Raw genomic sequence first — 15,808 nt, 5'->3', positions numbered from 1 at the left:
CCGATAATTGACGACCGGGGCGCTGCCGAAAGGCGGCGCGCTCGGCGTATCCAGGGATACTATAGTCATGGAATTTCTGTTGACCGACTGGCTGGGCACTCCGGCCTGGTTCTGGCTTGCCTTCATCGCGATCGTCATCGCGTTGACCGCCTTCGATCTTGGCATTTTGAACAAGGAAAACAAGGAAATGGGGATCGGCGAGAGCCTGAAGCTCTCGGCGCTCTATATCGGTATTGCGCTGGCGTTCGGGGCGTGGGTCTGGGCCGCGAAGGGCGGCGAGGCGGGCCTTCAATATTATACCGGCTTTTTCATCGAGAAGGCGCTGTCGATCGACAATATCTTCGTCATCTCGCTGATCTTTTCGACCTTTGCGATCCCTCCGCGCTATCAGTATCGCGCGCTTTTATGGGGCATCGTCGCGGTGATCGTGCTGCGCGGCATCATGATCGCGGGCGGCGCGGCGCTCGTCACCGAATACGGGTGGGTACTCTATATTTTCGCGGCGTTCCTTGTCTTCACCGGTGTGAAGATGCTGTTCGCGAGCGACACGCCGATGGATGTGAAGGGCAATCCGGTCGTCCAATGGCTGTCGCGCCACATACCGTTGACGCACGAGCTGCACGGCGAGAAATTCTTCGTACGCGTGGCCGACAGCAAGACGGGCAGGCTGGTGGTCACCGCGACGCCGCTGTTCCTCGCGCTGGTCGTCATCAACCTGGCCGATCTGGTGTTCGCGGTCGACAGCGTGCCGGCGATCTTTGCGATCACGACTGACACCTTCATCGTCTATACGTCGAATATCATGGCGATCCTTGGCCTGCGCGCACTCTATTTTGCGCTGTCGGCGATGGTGCACCGTTTCCATTACCTCAAATATGCGCTCGCGCTGGTGCTGGTGTTCATCGGGTCGAAGATTTTCGTCGCCGACTTCATCCTCGGCGGCGACAAATTTCCGCCGCTGATCAGCCTGGGCGTGACGGTCGCGCTGATCGTGGGCGGCATTGTCTGGTCGCTGGTCAAGACGCGTGAAGCCGAAACGGCGACGCCGCGATAAAAATGTCCGCCGGAAGGCCGTATAAGCCTCCGGCGGACAGGCTTTCCTCCCCAGGAAAGCTCGGTGGGCGCGGGACGTTTGTGCAAGGCGTCCCGCGCCGAGAGGGTTGGCGCGAGGGGTGCAACGGGTCCCTCGCGCCGAGCTCGTGTCAGGGGGCGAATGCGCTGCCCCCGCGGCCGTTAAGCCGCAAACTGGTTCATCGTGTTGTCCTTGCCTGCGGCTTTCAGCGCCGCATCGCCGGCGAAATATTCCTTGTGATCGTCGCCGATGTCGCTGCCGCTCATATTCTGGTGCTTGACGCAGGCGATCCCCTCGCGGATTTCCTTGCGCTGGACGCCCTTGACATAGCCGAGCATGGCTTCCTCGCCGAAATATTCCTTGGCGAGATTATCGGTGCTGAGCGCCGCGGTGTGATAGGTCGGCAGCGTGATCAGGTGGTGGAAAATGCCCGCCCGCTTCGCCGCGTCGCGCTGGAAGGTGCGAATACGGTTGTCGGCTTCCTGTGACAGTTCGCTCTCGTCATAATCGGCACTCATCAACTTCGCCCGGTCGTAGGCAGACAGGTCGCGGCCTTCCTCGACCCAGCTGTCATAAACCTGCTGGCGGAAGTTGAGCGTCCAGTTGAAGCTCGGCGAATTATTATAGGCGAGTTTCGCATTCGGGAAAACCTCGCGGATGCGGTCGACCATGCCGGCAATCTGTTCGATGTGCGGCTTTTCGGTTTCGATCCAGAGCAGGTCGGCGCCATTTTCCAGGCTGGCGATGCAATCCATCACGCAACGATCCTCGCCGGTTCCGGGGCGGAACTGATAGAGGTTCGAGGGAAGGCGCTTCGGGCGCATCAGCTTGCCGTCGCGGTTGATGAGGACGTCGCCGGGGTTGCCCGCGCCTTCGACCTCTTCGCAGTCGAGGAAGCTGTTATAGCGATCGCCGAGGTCGCCGGGCTGGCGGCTGTAGGCGATCTGTTTGGTGAGACCCGCCCCAAGGCTGTCGGTGCGCGTCACGATGATGCCGTCCTCGACGCCGAGTTCCATGAAGGCGTAGCGGCAGGCGCGGATCTTCGCGATGAAATCTTCGTGCGGGACAGTGACCTTGCCGTCCTGGTGGCCGCACTGTTTTTCGTCCGAGACCTGATTTTCGATCTGGAGCGCGCAGGCGCCGGCCTCGATCATCTTCTTCGCGAGCAGATAGGTTGCCTCGGCATTGCCGAAGCCCGCGTCGATGTCGGCGATGATCGGGACGACGTGCGTTTCATGGTTGTCGATCGCGGCCTGGACCTGCTTCGCCTTGAGCTCGTCGCCCTCGGCACGCGCGGCGTCGAGGTCGCGGAACAGCATCCCGAGCTCGCGCGCGTCGGCCTGACGCAGAAAGGTGTAGATTTCCTCGATCAGCGCCGGAACGCTGGTCTTTTCGTGCATCGACTGGTCGGGCAGCGGGCCGAATTCGCTGCGCAGCGCGGCGATCATCCAGCCCGAAAGATAGATGTAGCGGCCCTTGGTCGTGCCGAAATGCTTTTTGACCGAGATCATCTTCTGCTGCGCGATGAAACCGTGCCAGCAACCCAGGGACTGGGTGTAGTTCGCAGGGTCGGCGTCATAGGCGGCCATGTCGGCACGCATGATGCGCGCGGTGTAGCGTGCGATGTCGAGACCGGTGCGGAACTTGTTCTGCGCGCGCATACGGGCGACGCTTTCGCCGCTGATGCCGTCCCACGTGCCATCATAGTCACGGATGAGGCGGCCTGCCTGTGCCATGTCTTCGGTGTAGCCCATCGTCTTGTCCTTTCGGTGCGACCAGTTCGGGAGAGTGGCCGGGTGATGGGTAGAATGTGCACCGCCGCGCACCGAAAGTGAAAAGCTTTGTCAATGATATTTGTAAATTTGGCCGATAGGGTGTAAAAGAGCATGTAAATTAGAAAAGAAAGTTACAAGCCATGACGGAACGGCGGGTGTTTGCGGGACCGGCGGTGCGGCGCGTGCGGCGCGAGGCGGCGATGACGCAGGCGGCGATGGCCGAAGCACTCGACATTTCGCCGAGCTACCTCAATCTGATCGAAAATGGCCAGCGCCCGTTAAGTGCCACGGTATTGGTCAAACTGGCCGAGCGTTTTGCATTCGACGCTGCGTCGCTGAACGCCGACGAGGTGCCGGGGGGCGTGGCGGGGCTGCGACGGCGGCTCGCCGACGCGCGCTTCGCCGATCTGGGAATCGGCGCATCGGATGTCGAGGAATGGCTCCAGACCGCGCCCGCGACGGCGGCGGCCTTTGCACGCCTGTTCGATGCCATGCCCGAAACGGTGGCCGAAGGTGAAGGCGACGCGCCCGAAGTCGCCGCGGTGCGCCGCGCGATCGAGAAATGGCGCAATCATTTCCCCGATCTCGACGCCCGCGCCGAGGATCTGGCCGACGAGCTGCGGCTTGCGGGCGGCGACCTGTACGGCACGATTGCGGAGCGTTTGCGCACGCGGCACCAGCTTGGCATCCGCATCCTGCCCGCCGACGTGATGCCCGACCGGCTGCGCTGGCTCGACTGGCACGCGCGGCAACTGATGCTGAATGAGCTGCTGCGCCCTGCCTCGCGGACCTTTCAGGCGGCGGCGACACTGGCGCAGATCGAGGCGAAGGACGAGATCGACGCGCTCGTCGCGGGGGCGGAATTTACCGAGTCCGCCGCGGCAAGATTGTTCGAACGGCATCTGATCCACTATTTCGCCGCGGCGCTGATGATGCCCTATGGTCGTTTCCTCCGCGCCTGCGACGCGACGGGGTACGACCTGCTGCTGCTTCAGCGGCGCTTCGGTGCGGGCTATGAGCAGGTCGCGCACCGGCTGACGACGCTCCAGCGCGTCGGCGCGCGCGGACTGCCGTTCTTCATGCTGCGTATCGACCGCGCAGGGCAAGGGAGCAAGCGTTACGCCGGAGCGAGTCAGTCGCCGCTGGTCGATGGCGACGCCCGCTGTCCGCTGTGGGGTGTGCACGAAGCGTTCGCGCGGCCGGGCGAGGTCGTCGCCGACCTGGTCGAGCTGGAGGACGGAACGCGCTGGTTCACGCAGAGCCGCAGCGTCGCCGCGCCCGGCGCGACGGGCAGCGGCACGCCCGCGCGCTTCGCCGTGTGCGTCGGGGTCGATGCCAAGGTTGCAGCGCCGCTGATCGCGGCGCGGGGGATCGACCTGATGCGGTCGCCCGCGACGCCGATCGGGCTCGGCTGCCGCCGCTGCACGCGCACCGGCTGCGTCCAGCGATCGATGCCGCCGCTCGGCCGCCCGCTGCGGTTCCGCGACGGCGAGCGCGGCGTGAGCGCGTTCGATTTCGCGGGGGATTGAGGGAGGGTTCCTCGCAATATCTCGGGGCTCGCCGTCTCAAAACTGCGGCGACGCCATGGCCGCCACGAGCGAGGCCGAACCATAAAGACCGAGACCGAAGGCAAGGTGCGTCAGCAGGCTGCGGAAACGGGCGAAAGTCGGGTTCGGCGTCCTTGCAGCAGCGATACCGAGGCCAAACGCGGGCTGCATGATGAAAAAGGGCGCAACGATCGACCCGACCCCGGTTGCGATCGCGAGCCAGGGCGTCGGCTGCCGGGCCCATTCGTCACCGCCCAGAAGCCAGAGCAGTCCGGCGAAGGCGATGCCGATCGCATAATGCGCGGTCCACCCCAGCAGCCGTTCGCCCGCGACGGGGGACGACGCAGCAATATGCAGATGCGCGACCCGGCCCTGCGCCAGATGCCCGATCCATCGGCCCACCCAAGCGTAATCGAGCGATGCCGTGCCGAACAAGGTGCGGAGAAGCAGGCTCCACGCATCCATGGTGAGGGTCGCGCCGATGCCCACCAGAATGATCCATTCCAATTCCGTCACATCGCCTCCGCTCGCTCTTCGACGCGCCTTGTGCACGACGATTCGCCCTGATAGTGCCACTTTAAGTTCACTTGAGGTCAAGCGATGAACCCGATCGACATTGCCGAGCTTGCGCGGCGGTCCGGCGTGCCCGCTTCTGCGCTGCGCTATTATGAGGAAAAGGGACTGATTGAATCGGTCGGGCGGCGCGGCCTTCGACGGACATTCGACCCCGCGACCCTGCAACAATTGGCGTTGATTGCGCTGGCGCAGGCAGGCGGCTTCAGTTTGCGCGAGATCGCCGCCATGTTCGCCCCGAACGGAAAGCCGCGGATCGACCGCTCACAGGTAGAGGCGAAGGCGGACGAAATCGGGCGGACGATCAGCCGCTTGACGGCGACCCAGCGGGCGTTGCGGCACGTCGCCGCCTGTCCGGCACCCGATCATTTCGAATGCCCCAGCTTTGCACGGATGCTGCGACTGGCGGCGCTGGCGCAGACACGTCGCGATCGCAAAAGGCCTGGTGGCGCGAAGTAGTGGCGGCAGGACGCGGAGCGGCGCGGGGTGTTGGCCAATATCATCCCCGCGCCCTGTCCCTGTCGCTTCAGAGCCCCTTGGGTGCGGCCGCGGGGGTACTGGCGCGGGCCTTGCGCGCTTCAATTTCGGCGCGCACTTCCTGCTCGGCCGCCGCGCTCTGGATCAGTTCGGGCAGCCATTCGGCGCGGAATTCGAGCGTCATGCTGTTTTCCAGCACCTGATATTCGAGAAACTGTGAAAAGGGATGGCCCTTGTTGCGCGCGTTGAGCGCAGTGAAGAGGCGCTGGCCGGCGCCGTCGCCTGCCAGAGCCTTGGCGCATTCGGATGTGGGCGACTTCGCGACATCGCGCCGCATCGCCGTCAGACAGAAATAACGGCTTTCCTTGATCGGCTGTTGCCGCGCCATCTCAAAACTCTCGCGGTCGTCGACATCGGCTTCATAACCATCGGGTATCGGCATCTGAATATAATAGAAGGCGGAAACATTCTGCGGGTTCCGGCTGATCTTGCTCGGCTCGCCGAACCGTTTTTCCAGCGTCCCGGCGTAAGCGCGCGGATCGACGCTGGGATCGAAACCGCGACGATAGTGGACCGAGAATAGCCGCTGCTCGCCCTTTGCATCGACGTAGAACCATGGGGCGAGTATCTCGGTCTCGCGCGGGCGCTGGCTGCGGGGCGTGTCGATCGACACGCCGTCGGGCATACGGAACCAGTTATAGTTCATCTTCTGCCGCGTTCCGGGTGCCTTGTCGGCGTTCGGGCCCAGCCCGAGATCGAGCGATTCGCCGCGCACGCGCGGGTCGCCCCGGTCGGCATAGTCCTTGGGGATCGCAAATCCCTGTTCGGCAAGCACGGCCCGGACCTGATCGATCGTCATGTCGAACTTCAGGCCAAAGACGCTGGTATTCATCGCCTCGCTGACGCTGTACATCCGCGCGTCGAACTTGTTGGCGGGCACGGTATCCGGACTTGCCGTCGCGGCGGTCGCCGCTCCGCCCTTGTCGACGCTGCCGGCTTCGGTAGCGGAATCCCCGCCCCCACATCCTGCAAGGCCGATTGTCAAAAGACCAAAGACTATCGCTTTGCGCATTACGCACCCCCCGTTCAATTGTCTGGATACCTCATGTTGGCCGCCGGGGGCATAGGGGGTCAACCCCGAAATGGCTGAAATCGGCCTTTTTTGTCGAAGACACAGGCGCTGTCCGAAGGAGCAGCCGCGTTAGGCCGTTGCCAACGCATGGGAGCGCGCGGACCGGAGGGCTTCGCCATTCGATCCGAAGGGCAATGGAAGCGGCAATGGAATCGTTTGCGCCGTGCGCGCTCAGCATTGTAGCTGGGACCATGATCAGAGAGGGCGCGTGCCATTGCCGGGCGCTGCGGATCGAATGCCGCGGCGAACCGGCCAAAGTCTCGCTGTGCAACTGCCGCGATTGCCAGCGGCGCACCGGCTCGCTGTTCTGCGTCGCCGCCTTTTTCCCGCGCGAGGCGGTGCGGACCCTCGCGGGTGAGACGATGCGCTATCGTCGGCCGTCGGCGAGCGGCTTTGCCGTCACCTTCCATTCATGTGTCACGTGCGGATCTGCAGTCTGGTGGGAGCCCGACCGGATGCCACATCTGATCGGAGTCGCGGCGGGATGCTTTGCCGACCCCGACTTCCCCATGCCGGTGCAAGCCGTCTGGGCCGAGGACAAGCACAAGTGGCTGGAACTGCCCGCGGCGATACCGCTCCATCCCCGAAACCCGCCGTCGAGCAGTACGAGTCCCGCGCCATCGTTTGACAGCACCGCACCGGTTATCGCGACCTATGAGGCGCGCCATTTCGACGGAGTGGACGCGCTGTGGCGGGCGGCTTTTCCCGGCGATCCGCCCTGGAATCGCGCGCACATCGCGATCCCCGAAAAACTGCGCATCCAACCCGACCTGTTCCTGGTCGCCGAAGCGGAGGGCGTGGTCGTCGGCACGGCCATGGCGGGGTATGACGGTCATCGCGGCTGGCTGTACGCCGTTGCGGTCGCCGAAGGGCTGCGCCGATCGGGCATCGGGTCAGCGCTGATCGAGGAGGCCGAAACGCGTCTGCGGCGTCGCGGCTGTCAAAAGATCAACCTCCAGATCCGCGAGGGGAATGAGGCGGTCGCGGCCTTCTACCGGCGGCACGGCTATGCGCCCGAAGCGCGCATGAGCATGGGAAAACGCCTGGACAGTGCGTGACGCGGGCCCCCGCCTCGACGCCGAAGGCGCTGTCCTTAAACGACAAACCAGCTCGCGAGCGCCAGGGCGAGGCTCGCACCCAGCAGATATTGCAGCAGCCGTTTCGGGCGCGGTGCCGGAACAGCGATCGCGAGCAGCGGGATCGCGATGGTCAGCGTCCAGAAGATCGCGATCAGCGGCGCGCCGTTGCCGAGAATCAGGCGCGCAAGGAACGTTAGAGCCAGCGCGAGCGGAACGCCCCAGATCACGCCGTCCCAGCCCGCGCGCAGCCGAGGTTCGTGGAGGCCGCGTCGCTGGCGCTTGCCGAGCCAGATCGAGGTGCCGGTGGCGACGACGACGGTGAGCGCGAGACCGAAGAGAATATAGGCGAGCTTGATCGGAAGGCCGCCATAGTTGCCGAAATGAAGATTGTAGGTCGAAGCGGCGAGTTGTTGCCCCAGGTGGCCGTCGGACAGCCCGACCTTGCCGTGATAGTGTCCGTCGGCGCCGAATTGATAGGTTTCGCCATAGATCAGGCGCCGCGGATGCTCGGCGATGAGCTGGATATGCTGGCCGCGCGTGCCGGGGTCGTGAAGGATGACATAGGTGGGGCGCACCTCAGGATGGTTCTTGGCCAGCCAGGCGAGCGGCGCGGCGACGTTGGCAAGCGGGGCGGGGGTAGGGTCGGCGCCATGTTCTTCGCCGAAGATCGGGGCGTAGGCCGCCTCGACGTCATCTTTGTAAAAGGCGGCGGCAAGGCCGTAGGCACCGACGACGCCGAGCCCGATCATCGATCCGGTGAGCGCGATTGCGAGCGAAAAGGGCAAAGTCCAGACGCTCAGCCGGTTATGCCAGTCGGCGAGGCCGACGCCATGATTGTCGCGCGCGCGGAGGCGAAAGGCATCGCGAAAGATGCGCGGGTGCGCGACGACTCCCGACAGCGACAGCGCGAGGATCATCACCCCGAAGATGCCCACGATCGTCATCCCGACGAGGCCCGGAATGTTGAGTGCATAATGGGCGCCGAGCAGGAATTCGGACCAGGCGTTTTCCTCGGGGGCCGCGATCTTGCCCGCCGCATCGATGTGGAACGCCTGATGATCGGTGGTGATCGTCGTGCGCGGTAGGCTCTCGACCGGCATATGGACGTAAAGATGCGTGGTGGCGGGCTTGCCCTGTTCGGTCGCAAGCACCGCGGCGACGCCGCGCTGGACCGCATCGGGGTCGATCGCCGCCATTTCGGGCGCGTCCGGCTGTTCGATCCGCTGCCATTCCTGATAGAAAACGACGACGGTACCGGTAAGGCAGATGAGGTAAAGCAGCGCCGAGGCGAGCAGGCCGATCGCGGCGTGCCCCGAAAGCGCGCGCTGGACGGCGTCCTTGGAAATGGCGAGCGTCATGCAGCGCCTCCGATAAAGATCAGGCCGAGGCCGATGGTGGCGGGGACGGCGAGGCAGGTCCATTGCGCGCGGCGGCGCGGCAGCATCAGCAGCCAGAAAGCGAGGATGCCCCAGAGGAGCGGGAGGAGCAGGAGCGTCATGGCGTTGCCGTCGGCGTCGCTCCACCCCGCCATCCCCGCGAGCGCGCGCGCGCCGAGCGCGGCGAGCAGCGATGCCGCAAAGGCGAGCGGGACGGTGAGGAGGAAGGTCAGCAGGCGGCGGCCCAATGCACGCGGTTCGCCGCGTTTGGGAAGCATATGCGCCTTGCGGTCCGACGCGCGGCCCTTGCCCTTGGGCGCGGTCCAGCCGGCGTGGGCGAGAAGCAGCGCGGCGGTGGCCATGCCGGCGAGCGATGCGACCGCGAGACCCCACGCGCCGTTGCCCGCGAGCGCAAGGATGGCGCCCGTGAGCAGCAGCGTCCAGCCGATGGTGTTCGCCGCCGTCGAGCGGCGCGGCAGGCCCCATGCACGGCGCAGTTGAAGCACGGCGGCGACGATAACCGCGGTGCCGATCCATAGGAGGAGCGCGGTCGCACTCACCGGAAGCGGTAGCCGAGGGTCGCCATCACATTGCGCGGCGCGCCGGTGAAGCAGTCACCACGCGCGAGGCATGAGGCGAAATATTTGTTATTGAGCAAATTCGTTGCGTTGACCGCGAAACGCCAGTTGTTCCAGCTGACCTCGGCGAGCGCATCGACCGTGGTGTTGCTGGGGGTGACGAGCGACCAGGCCGGCCCGGTCGAGCGGCGCTTGCCGGTGTAGACGACACCGGCGCCAAGCCGCAGCTGCGCCTCGTCGGGCAGGCCAAAGGTCTTGGTCGACCAGATCGAGGCGATGTGGCGCGGCAGATAGTCGAGGTCGGTATTCACTTCGGATTTCAGTTTGTTATAGCCGTAATTGACGAGCAGGTCGAAATTGCCGGGCAGGCTGTGGCTCGCCTCGAACTCAATGCCCTTGGTGGTGAGCTCGCCCGACTGGGCGGTGCCGCCGCCCGCGAGATAGAGGACACGGTTGCGTTCCTTGACGCGAAAGCCGGTGACGGTGACGAGCGTGCCGGGGCGCGGGTTCCACTTGATCCCCGCTTCCCATTGCTCGCCGGTCTGCGGCCGGAACGGGTCGCCGACGCTGCCATCGGCATTTTCGTTGCGCCCGGCGATCGGCAGGAAGCTTTCGGTATAGCTGACGAAAGGCGAGAGGCCCGCGCCGATGTCGCCGATGATGCCGGCACGAAACGTCGTGGCATTGTCCTTGTTCCCCGCCGACGAGGTCACGCGGTCGCGCCGCGCGCCGAGAACCACCGAGACGCGGTCGAAGAATCGGATCTGGTCCTGGACATAGACGCCGAGCTGTTTCTGCGAATCATAGGCGAAGGGGCCGGTCGGATCATAGGTCAGCAGCGCGTCATAATCGATGTCGTAGAGGTCGATTGTTTCGAACCCGAACACCCCGCGCTTGCCGACCTTGTTCCAGCTGTAATCGACGCCGACGAGCAGCTTGTGCTCAACATTGGCACCGGTGTTGAAATTGAACTGGAGATTATTGTCGGTCGAAAAGACGTTCATCCGCGCGTCGCTGGCGTCGGCGTAAAGGCCGATGGTGCGGCGGTCGGCGGCGAAGGGGTCGGTGGGGTTGGAATAGCTGTTCGTATAATGAGTGAAATACTCAAGGTCGCTGTCGATGTAGCGTGCCTTCAGGCTGAGCCGCACCGCATCCGAAAAATCATGGGTGACGCTGGCCATGCCCTGGAGCGAGCGACCGGCGTAGCGATCCCAGCCCGGCTTGCCGACGAAGGTATAGCGGTCGAGCGGCCCCGGCGCACCGGGGTTGGGACGGAAGGTGCCGATGATCGGCAGGAACTGCGATGTCGAGCCGGTGTCGTCCTCCTGATACAGCCCGGTCAGGACGACGTCGGTGTCTGCCGTCGGCTTCCAGCGGAGCGAGGGCGCGAACATCACCCGGTCGTCGGGAACGTGCTGGACATAAGTGTCGGAATCGCGCGCCCGCCCGACCGCGCGGATCGCGACGCTGTCGGACAAGGCCAGATTGACGTCGGCGAGCACTTCTTTGCGGTCGTAGCTGCCGTAGACGAGGCTGATTTCGCCCTGCGTTTCGAAACCGGGGGCTTTCGACACGAGGTTGACGAGGCCGCCGATCGAGCCCTGGCCGAAGAGCACCGACGCGGGGCCGCGGACGATTTCGACGCGCTCGAAATTATAGGGGTCGGAGGTAATGCTGGCATAGTAGGAGAAGATGTCGCGCATCCCGTCGCGGAATTGCAGCGCGTCGATACCGCGGACGTTGAAACCGTCGACGCGCGTGTCGCGGCCATAGGGGTTGGCAAGCACGCCCGCGGCATATTTCACCGTGTCGCTGATGTTGATCGCGCCCTGTGCCTCATATTGGTCGGCGGTGATGACCTTCACCGGCTGCGGCAGTTCGATCAGCGCGGTATCGGTCTTGGTCCCCGCATAGCCGGTGACGACGATCTGGTCCTGATCCTCGAAATCGGCCGTCGCCGCGTCGGCGGCATGTGCGGTGCCGCTGGTCAGCGCGGTGCAGACGAGCATGACGATACGCGCGGTTTTCACTTTGATTTTCCCCTGATTGTTCCGATGAGTCGTGGCGTTCACTAATGCGAGGCAGTCGCATTAGCAACATGTGATCGACCGATTAATATGTTCCGGCGGGACGGATGCCGCGAAAGACGCGCCTGCGGCGCGCGATAATTGCTTAATTATCGAAGCGTTCCGGCGTTAATGGACAGGAGGGCGTGGCGCCCCCGCGGGACCGAAACGATGTTGCTCCACATGAAGCCCGAAGAGGTTGAAATCGGCATGTTCGTCGACGCATTCGACGGGCGGTGGATCGACCATCCCTTCTGGCGTAGCCGGTTCATGGTCGAGACCGAGGATCAGCTGGCGCGCATCCGGTCGTCGGACGTAAGGGGGGTGATCGTCGATCGCAGCCGCAGCCGGATGATCCGCGACCCCGACGCCGAGGCTGCGCCTGTCGGGCGGCGCAAGGCGATTCCGGGGTTGGCGCCGCCTTGGCACGGGGTCGAGCGGCGGCGGGCGCGGATCTTTGCGCCGCCGCCCGGCGCACGCCCCGCACGTCCGGCAAGCTATTCGGCGGAACGTCGCCGCGCCGAGCGCATCATTGCCAAATCGAAGCAGGCGGTGATCGACCTGTTCGGGGCGGCCCGGATGGGCCGGGCAGTCGAGACGCGGCGGATTGCGGCGCTGGCCGAGACGGTGGGCAAATCGATCCACCGGCAATCGCGCGCGATGATCGACCTGGTGCGGCTGAAACAGAAGGACGAATATACCTATCTGCATTCGGTGGCGGTTTGTGCGCTGATGATCAATTTCGCTCGCCACCTGAAGCTCGACGAGGCCGAGGTGCAGGAACTGGGGGTTGCGGGATTGCTGCACGATGTCGGCAAGGTCGCGATTGCCGACGATGTGCTGTTCAAGCCGGGCAAGCTCACGACGCATGAGCGCAGCGCAGTCGAGCTGCATCCCGAGGCAGGTCATGCCTTTCTGAAGCAATCGGGCGATATTCCCGCCGCTGCGCTGGAAGTGTGCCTGCGCCACCATGAAAAAATTGACGGGACCGGCTATCCCGGCCGACTCGCGGGCGATCAATTGTCCCTCTATGCCCGCATGGGGGCGATCTGCGACGTATATGACGCCGTGACGTCGGAACGGCCGTACAAGGGGGCGTGGACGCCTTGCGAAGCGCTGACCGCCATGCAGCGCTGGACAGGGCACTTCGACCCGCAACTCCTCGACCAGTTCGCCGACAGCCTGGGCATTTATCCCGTCGGGACGTTGGTGAGCCTTTCGAACGCGATGCTGGCGATCGTCATCGGCAGCGCGGGTCCGGATGGCGCGGCGGTGATCGTGCGAACCTTTTTTGATTGCAATCTGTTGGCCGAAGTGAGGCCTGCCGATCTGGCGATTGGGCCCGGCGACCGCCAACTGCGCATCGTCGGCCGGTCGAGCCCCGGCTTTTGGCGCTTCGATGACTGGCGGGGCGTCGTGGCGGGGGTGCTGGCCGCGGACCTGGGCGAACCCGCCGCCAGCGGCTGACTTCAGCCCTGTTGCGCCGCGACCCAGCGATCGACCACCGATTCGAGCACCGAGATCGGCATCGCGCCCGCTGCCAGCGCGGTGTCGTGGAAAGCGCGAAGGTCGAATTTGTTGCCGAGCGCAGCGCGCGCCTTTTCGCGGATCGCGACCCAGCGCGTCTGTCCGACCATGTAACTCGTCGCCTGTCCCGGCCAGACGCAATAGCGCTCAATCTCGGTGATGTTCGACGGCTCGGGGGTACCGAGCGTGTCGTTGTAATAGGCGATCGCCTTTTCGCGGCTCCAGCGATAATGATGAAGGCCCGTGTCGGCGACGAGGCGCGCGGCGCGGAACATATAGGATTGGAGGTAGCCGAGGCGGCCCCACGGGTCGTTTTCATACACGCCCATCTCGTCGGCGAGCTGCTCGGCGTAGAGGCCCCAGCCCTCGGTATAGACCGAATAAGCGGGAAGGCGGCGGAGGCGCGGAATGCCCGTCGCTTCCTGCGCGAGCGCGATCTGATGGTGATGGCCGGGGGATGCCTCGTGATAGGTCAGCGTCGGCAGCGTCCACGACGGATTTTCCGCGGTGTCGCGCAGGTTGATATAATAAGCGCCGGGGCGCGAACCGTCGAGCGCAGGGATCTGGTAATAGCCGCCGGTTGCGCCATCCTCGATGTCGGCGGGAACGCGGCGGATTTCGGCGGTCGCTTTCGGCAAGCGGCCGAAAACCTCGGGCAGCCGCGCCTGCATCGCCTGCATCTGGGCGTTGAGCTCGGCGATCAGCTTCGCCTTCCCTTCATCGGTGTTGGGATAGAGAAAACGCGGATCCTTGCCGAGCGCGCGCATTCGTTCGGCGACCGTGCCCTTGGTCATCCCTTGCGCCTTGAAGATCGCGTCGGCGCGCGCGCTCAGGTCGGCGACGCGGTCGAGTCCCAGCTGGTGCACCTCCGCGGCCGACATGCCCGTGGTCGTCGCATAGCGCAGTGCATAGGCGTAATATTCCTCGCCCTTGGGCAGGCGCCAGACACCCGCATCGTGCGTCGCGCGCGGGCGCACGGCGCGGAGTTCGGCGGCCTGGCGGCGCATCGCGGGATAGATTTTGCCTTCGACGATTGCGGCGCAGCGTTTTGCCCAGTCGCCGGGGATGCCCTTTGTCTTGACGGCAAGATTCTTCGTCAGTCCGTGCGCGTCAGGCGCGGGCGCCCAGATGCGGTCGAACTGGCCGAGCGCGCGGTCGATGACAAAATCGGGCGGGATGACCCCATTTGCATGATCGCCCTTGATCCGTCCGGTTTCATTGTCGAGCTGCACCGCGAAATCGGCGCAGCGCGCCAGATAGGCCTCGGAGTCGGCGGCGTTCGCGATGCTGTGCTGGTTGGCGAGGAAATCGGGGATCGAGCGGTAGGTGCCGCTGAGCTGCGTCACCGGGTGCGGTTCGGGCCAGCTGTGGAGGCCATAGTCGAATGTGTCATAAGCCTTGACGAAATATTCCCACGGACCGCGGAAGGTTTCATAGTTTACAAGGTCCATGCCCGAAAGCTTTGACACGTCGATCTTTTTCAGCTCCGCAAGCCCATCGCGATAAAGCTGGTGGTTCTTTTCGATACCCGCGGGCGAACGGTCGTCGAGGCGGGCCTTGAGCGGTGCGCGCGCGTCCTTGTCGAGCCCGAGCGCGGTCGCAAACTCGGGGCTTTCGTCGACCAGACGGTCGTACAGACGCTCGTAGATCGCCGTCAGCTTTGCGCCCTCGCCGGTGGTCGCGGGGGCAGTCAGCGCCGCAGCAGGATTGCGGAAGCCCGCGAGCGCCGACGTCGCGGCGAGACTGGCGATAAGGGTGCGGCGGTCGAGCATGCGAATCTCCGATCAACTGTGTTGTTTGCGCACTACACGGTGGGATCGACGGCGTCTTGTATCGACTTGACGCGGCGCCACGCGCCGGGCGTCGCGCCGCTCAGCCGTGCGATTGCATGTGTCATATGCGCCTGGTCGGCGAAATGGAGCCGGTGCGCGATGTCGGATAGCGGTTCGGCGCCCGCGCGAATCGCCGCGAGGGCGGCGCGAGCGCGCGCGTCGGCGCGAAAAGCCTTGGGCGTGCAACCATAGGCGGCGCGGAATCCGCGGCTCAGCGTTTCGGCGCGCACTCCGGTGCGCTCGGCCCATTCGCCGAGCAGGATGGGTTCGCCGCGGCGCAGGTCGCGCGCGAGCAAGTCGGGCCAGTCGAGCGCTGCATCGGGCGCCGCGACGAACTGTTCGGCGAAGGCCGCGGTGGCGGCGCGCGGATCGCGCGCGGCGAGCCGCACGAGCAGGTCGGGATCGGCGACGCGTCCGCGGACATGTGCGGTGTCCGCGAGTGCGGGGGAGAGGCCGAGAAGAAGCACCCGCGCCCCCTTTGCCTCGACACGGTCGAGGTGCGATTCGAAGGGGTGATGGATCAGCGCGTCGCCGGGTCGAACGTCGAAGCGGCCCTCATCGCCCGCCTCCTGATAGCCGCCCTCGAGCACGACCGCCACAAAGGCGCCGTCATGGCAATGGCGCGGGCGCAGTTCGTTCGGAACATGTTCGAGCAGGCCGAGCGGCGCGTCGGCGAAACACGGCGATCCCATCGACCTAGTGAAAGCGAAAGCGGGGGCGGATCATGTGCGGCATCGGGCCTGTCTATCGCGTCGAGGGCAATCGGTCATCCCG

The 15,808-nt window shown here is 64.9% G+C and carries 13 protein-coding genes; 5 read left to right on the top strand and 8 right to left on the bottom strand.

Annotated features, from left to right (window positions below):
- The first annotated feature begins 67 nt into the window (after positions 1-67).
- Complete coding sequence (locus RIA72_RS09545; protein WP_350031950.1) at positions 68-1,054, top strand: TerC family protein; 987 nt, start codon at positions 68-70, stop codon at positions 1,052-1,054.
- A gap of 179 nt (positions 1,055-1,233) precedes the next feature.
- On the opposite strand, the gene RIA72_RS09540 is transcribed toward RIA72_RS09545, so the two are convergent.
- A complete protein-coding gene (locus tag RIA72_RS09540) occupies positions 1,234-2,826 on the bottom strand; it encodes an isocitrate lyase (protein ID WP_350031949.1) in 1,593 nt (530 codons plus the stop codon).
- A gap of 161 nt (positions 2,827-2,987) precedes the next feature.
- Here RIA72_RS09540 and RIA72_RS09535 point away from each other — a divergent pair, with 161 nt between their 5' ends.
- Positions 2,988-4,376, top strand: coding sequence for a helix-turn-helix domain-containing protein (locus RIA72_RS09535; protein ID WP_350031948.1), 1,389 nt, complete (start codon positions 2,988-2,990; stop codon positions 4,374-4,376).
- Between the two features lie 36 nt (positions 4,377-4,412).
- On the opposite strand, the gene RIA72_RS09530 is transcribed toward RIA72_RS09535, so the two are convergent.
- Complete coding sequence (locus RIA72_RS09530) at positions 4,413-4,910, bottom strand: DUF2938 domain-containing protein (protein ID WP_350031947.1); 498 nt, start codon at positions 4,908-4,910, stop codon at positions 4,413-4,415.
- Positions 4,911-4,994: 84 nt separating this feature from the next.
- Here RIA72_RS09530 and RIA72_RS09525 point away from each other — a divergent pair, with 84 nt between their 5' ends.
- The gene (locus tag RIA72_RS09525; RefSeq protein ID WP_350031946.1) at positions 4,995-5,426 is read left to right on the top strand and encodes a helix-turn-helix domain-containing protein; all 432 of its coding nucleotides are present in this window, start codon (positions 4,995-4,997) and stop codon (positions 5,424-5,426) included.
- 67 nt (positions 5,427-5,493) lie between these two features.
- Here RIA72_RS09525 and RIA72_RS09520 read toward each other — a convergent pair whose 3' ends face one another.
- On the bottom strand, positions 5,494-6,516 hold the full coding sequence (locus tag RIA72_RS09520) for a hypothetical protein (RefSeq protein WP_350031945.1): 1,023 nt from the start codon (positions 6,514-6,516) through the stop codon (positions 5,494-5,496).
- A gap of 251 nt (positions 6,517-6,767) precedes the next feature.
- Here RIA72_RS09520 and RIA72_RS09515 point away from each other — a divergent pair, with 251 nt between their 5' ends.
- Positions 6,768-7,634, top strand: coding sequence for a GNAT family acetyltransferase (locus tag RIA72_RS09515; protein WP_350031944.1), 867 nt, complete (start codon positions 6,768-6,770; stop codon positions 7,632-7,634).
- Between the two features lie 35 nt (positions 7,635-7,669).
- Here the strand turns inward: RIA72_RS09515 and RIA72_RS09510 are convergent, their stop codons facing one another.
- Genes RIA72_RS09510 through RIA72_RS09500 form a run of 3 tightly spaced genes read right to left on the bottom strand, consistent with a single transcriptional unit; the run spans position 7,670 to position 11,618 of the window.
- Positions 7,670-9,013, bottom strand: coding sequence for a PepSY-associated TM helix domain-containing protein (locus RIA72_RS09510; RefSeq protein WP_350031943.1), 1,344 nt, complete (start codon positions 9,011-9,013; stop codon positions 7,670-7,672).
- Entirely contained in the window at positions 9,010-9,591 is a 582-nt protein-coding gene (locus tag RIA72_RS09505; RefSeq protein ID WP_350031942.1) for a hypothetical protein, read from the bottom strand. The genes RIA72_RS09510 and RIA72_RS09505 overlap by 4 nt, the downstream gene beginning before the upstream one ends.
- Positions 9,588-11,618 (bottom strand): TonB-dependent siderophore receptor, encoded by a 2,031-nt coding sequence (locus RIA72_RS09500; RefSeq protein WP_350032096.1) that lies wholly within the window; start codon positions 11,616-11,618, stop codon positions 9,588-9,590. The genes RIA72_RS09505 and RIA72_RS09500 overlap by 4 nt, the downstream gene beginning before the upstream one ends.
- 228 nt (positions 11,619-11,846) lie before the next feature.
- Between RIA72_RS09500 and RIA72_RS09495 the strand changes: the two genes are divergently transcribed.
- Entirely contained in the window at positions 11,847-13,142 is a 1,296-nt protein-coding gene (locus RIA72_RS09495; RefSeq protein WP_350031941.1) for an HD-GYP domain-containing protein, read from the top strand.
- A 2-nt stretch (positions 13,143-13,144) separates the two neighbouring features.
- On the opposite strand, the gene RIA72_RS09490 is transcribed toward RIA72_RS09495, so the two are convergent.
- Both RIA72_RS09490 and RIA72_RS09485 read right to left on the bottom strand, forming a co-directional pair.
- A complete protein-coding gene (locus RIA72_RS09490; RefSeq protein WP_350031940.1) occupies positions 13,145-14,974 on the bottom strand; it encodes a DUF885 domain-containing protein in 1,830 nt (609 codons plus the stop codon).
- Positions 14,975-15,006: 32 nt separating this feature from the next.
- On the bottom strand, positions 15,007-15,726 hold the full coding sequence (locus RIA72_RS09485; RefSeq protein WP_350031939.1) for a helix-turn-helix domain-containing protein: 720 nt from the start codon (positions 15,724-15,726) through the stop codon (positions 15,007-15,009).
- Between the last annotated feature and the right edge of the window lie 82 nt (positions 15,727-15,808).

It is taken from the genome of Sphingopyxis sp., from assembly GCF_040216815.1.
GTDB lineage: Bacteria > Pseudomonadota > Alphaproteobacteria > Sphingomonadales > Sphingomonadaceae > Sphingopyxis.
This window is presented reverse-complemented; position numbering and strand designations above follow the sequence as displayed.

Excerpts from the sequence above, each read along its gene's own strand:
- RIA72_RS09545 (WP_350031950.1), top strand. The coding sequence starts at position 68 with ATGGAATTTCTGTTGACCGACTGGCTGGGCACTCCGGCCTGGTTCTGG.
- RIA72_RS09540 (WP_350031949.1), bottom strand. The coding sequence starts at position 2,826 with ATGGGCTACACCGAAGACATGGCACAGGCAGGCCGCCTCATCCGTGAC.
- RIA72_RS09535 (WP_350031948.1), top strand. The coding sequence starts at position 2,988 with ATGACGGAACGGCGGGTGTTTGCGGGACCGGCGGTGCGGCGCGTGCGG.
- RIA72_RS09525 (WP_350031946.1), top strand. The coding sequence starts at position 4,995 with ATGAACCCGATCGACATTGCCGAGCTTGCGCGGCGGTCCGGCGTGCCC.
- RIA72_RS09520 (WP_350031945.1), bottom strand. The coding sequence starts at position 6,516 with ATGCGCAAAGCGATAGTCTTTGGTCTTTTGACAATCGGCCTTGCAGGA.
- RIA72_RS09515 (WP_350031944.1), top strand. The coding sequence starts at position 6,768 with ATGATCAGAGAGGGCGCGTGCCATTGCCGGGCGCTGCGGATCGAATGC.
- RIA72_RS09510 (WP_350031943.1), bottom strand. The coding sequence starts at position 9,013 with ATGACGCTCGCCATTTCCAAGGACGCCGTCCAGCGCGCGCTTTCGGGG.
- RIA72_RS09500 (WP_350032096.1), bottom strand. The coding sequence starts at position 11,618 with ATGCTCGTCTGCACCGCGCTGACCAGCGGCACCGCACATGCCGCCGAC.
- RIA72_RS09495 (WP_350031941.1), top strand. The coding sequence starts at position 11,847 with ATGTTGCTCCACATGAAGCCCGAAGAGGTTGAAATCGGCATGTTCGTC.
- RIA72_RS09490 (WP_350031940.1), bottom strand. The coding sequence starts at position 14,974 with ATGCTCGACCGCCGCACCCTTATCGCCAGTCTCGCCGCGACGTCGGCG.
- RIA72_RS09485 (WP_350031939.1), bottom strand. The coding sequence starts at position 15,726 with ATGGGATCGCCGTGTTTCGCCGACGCGCCGCTCGGCCTGCTCGAACAT.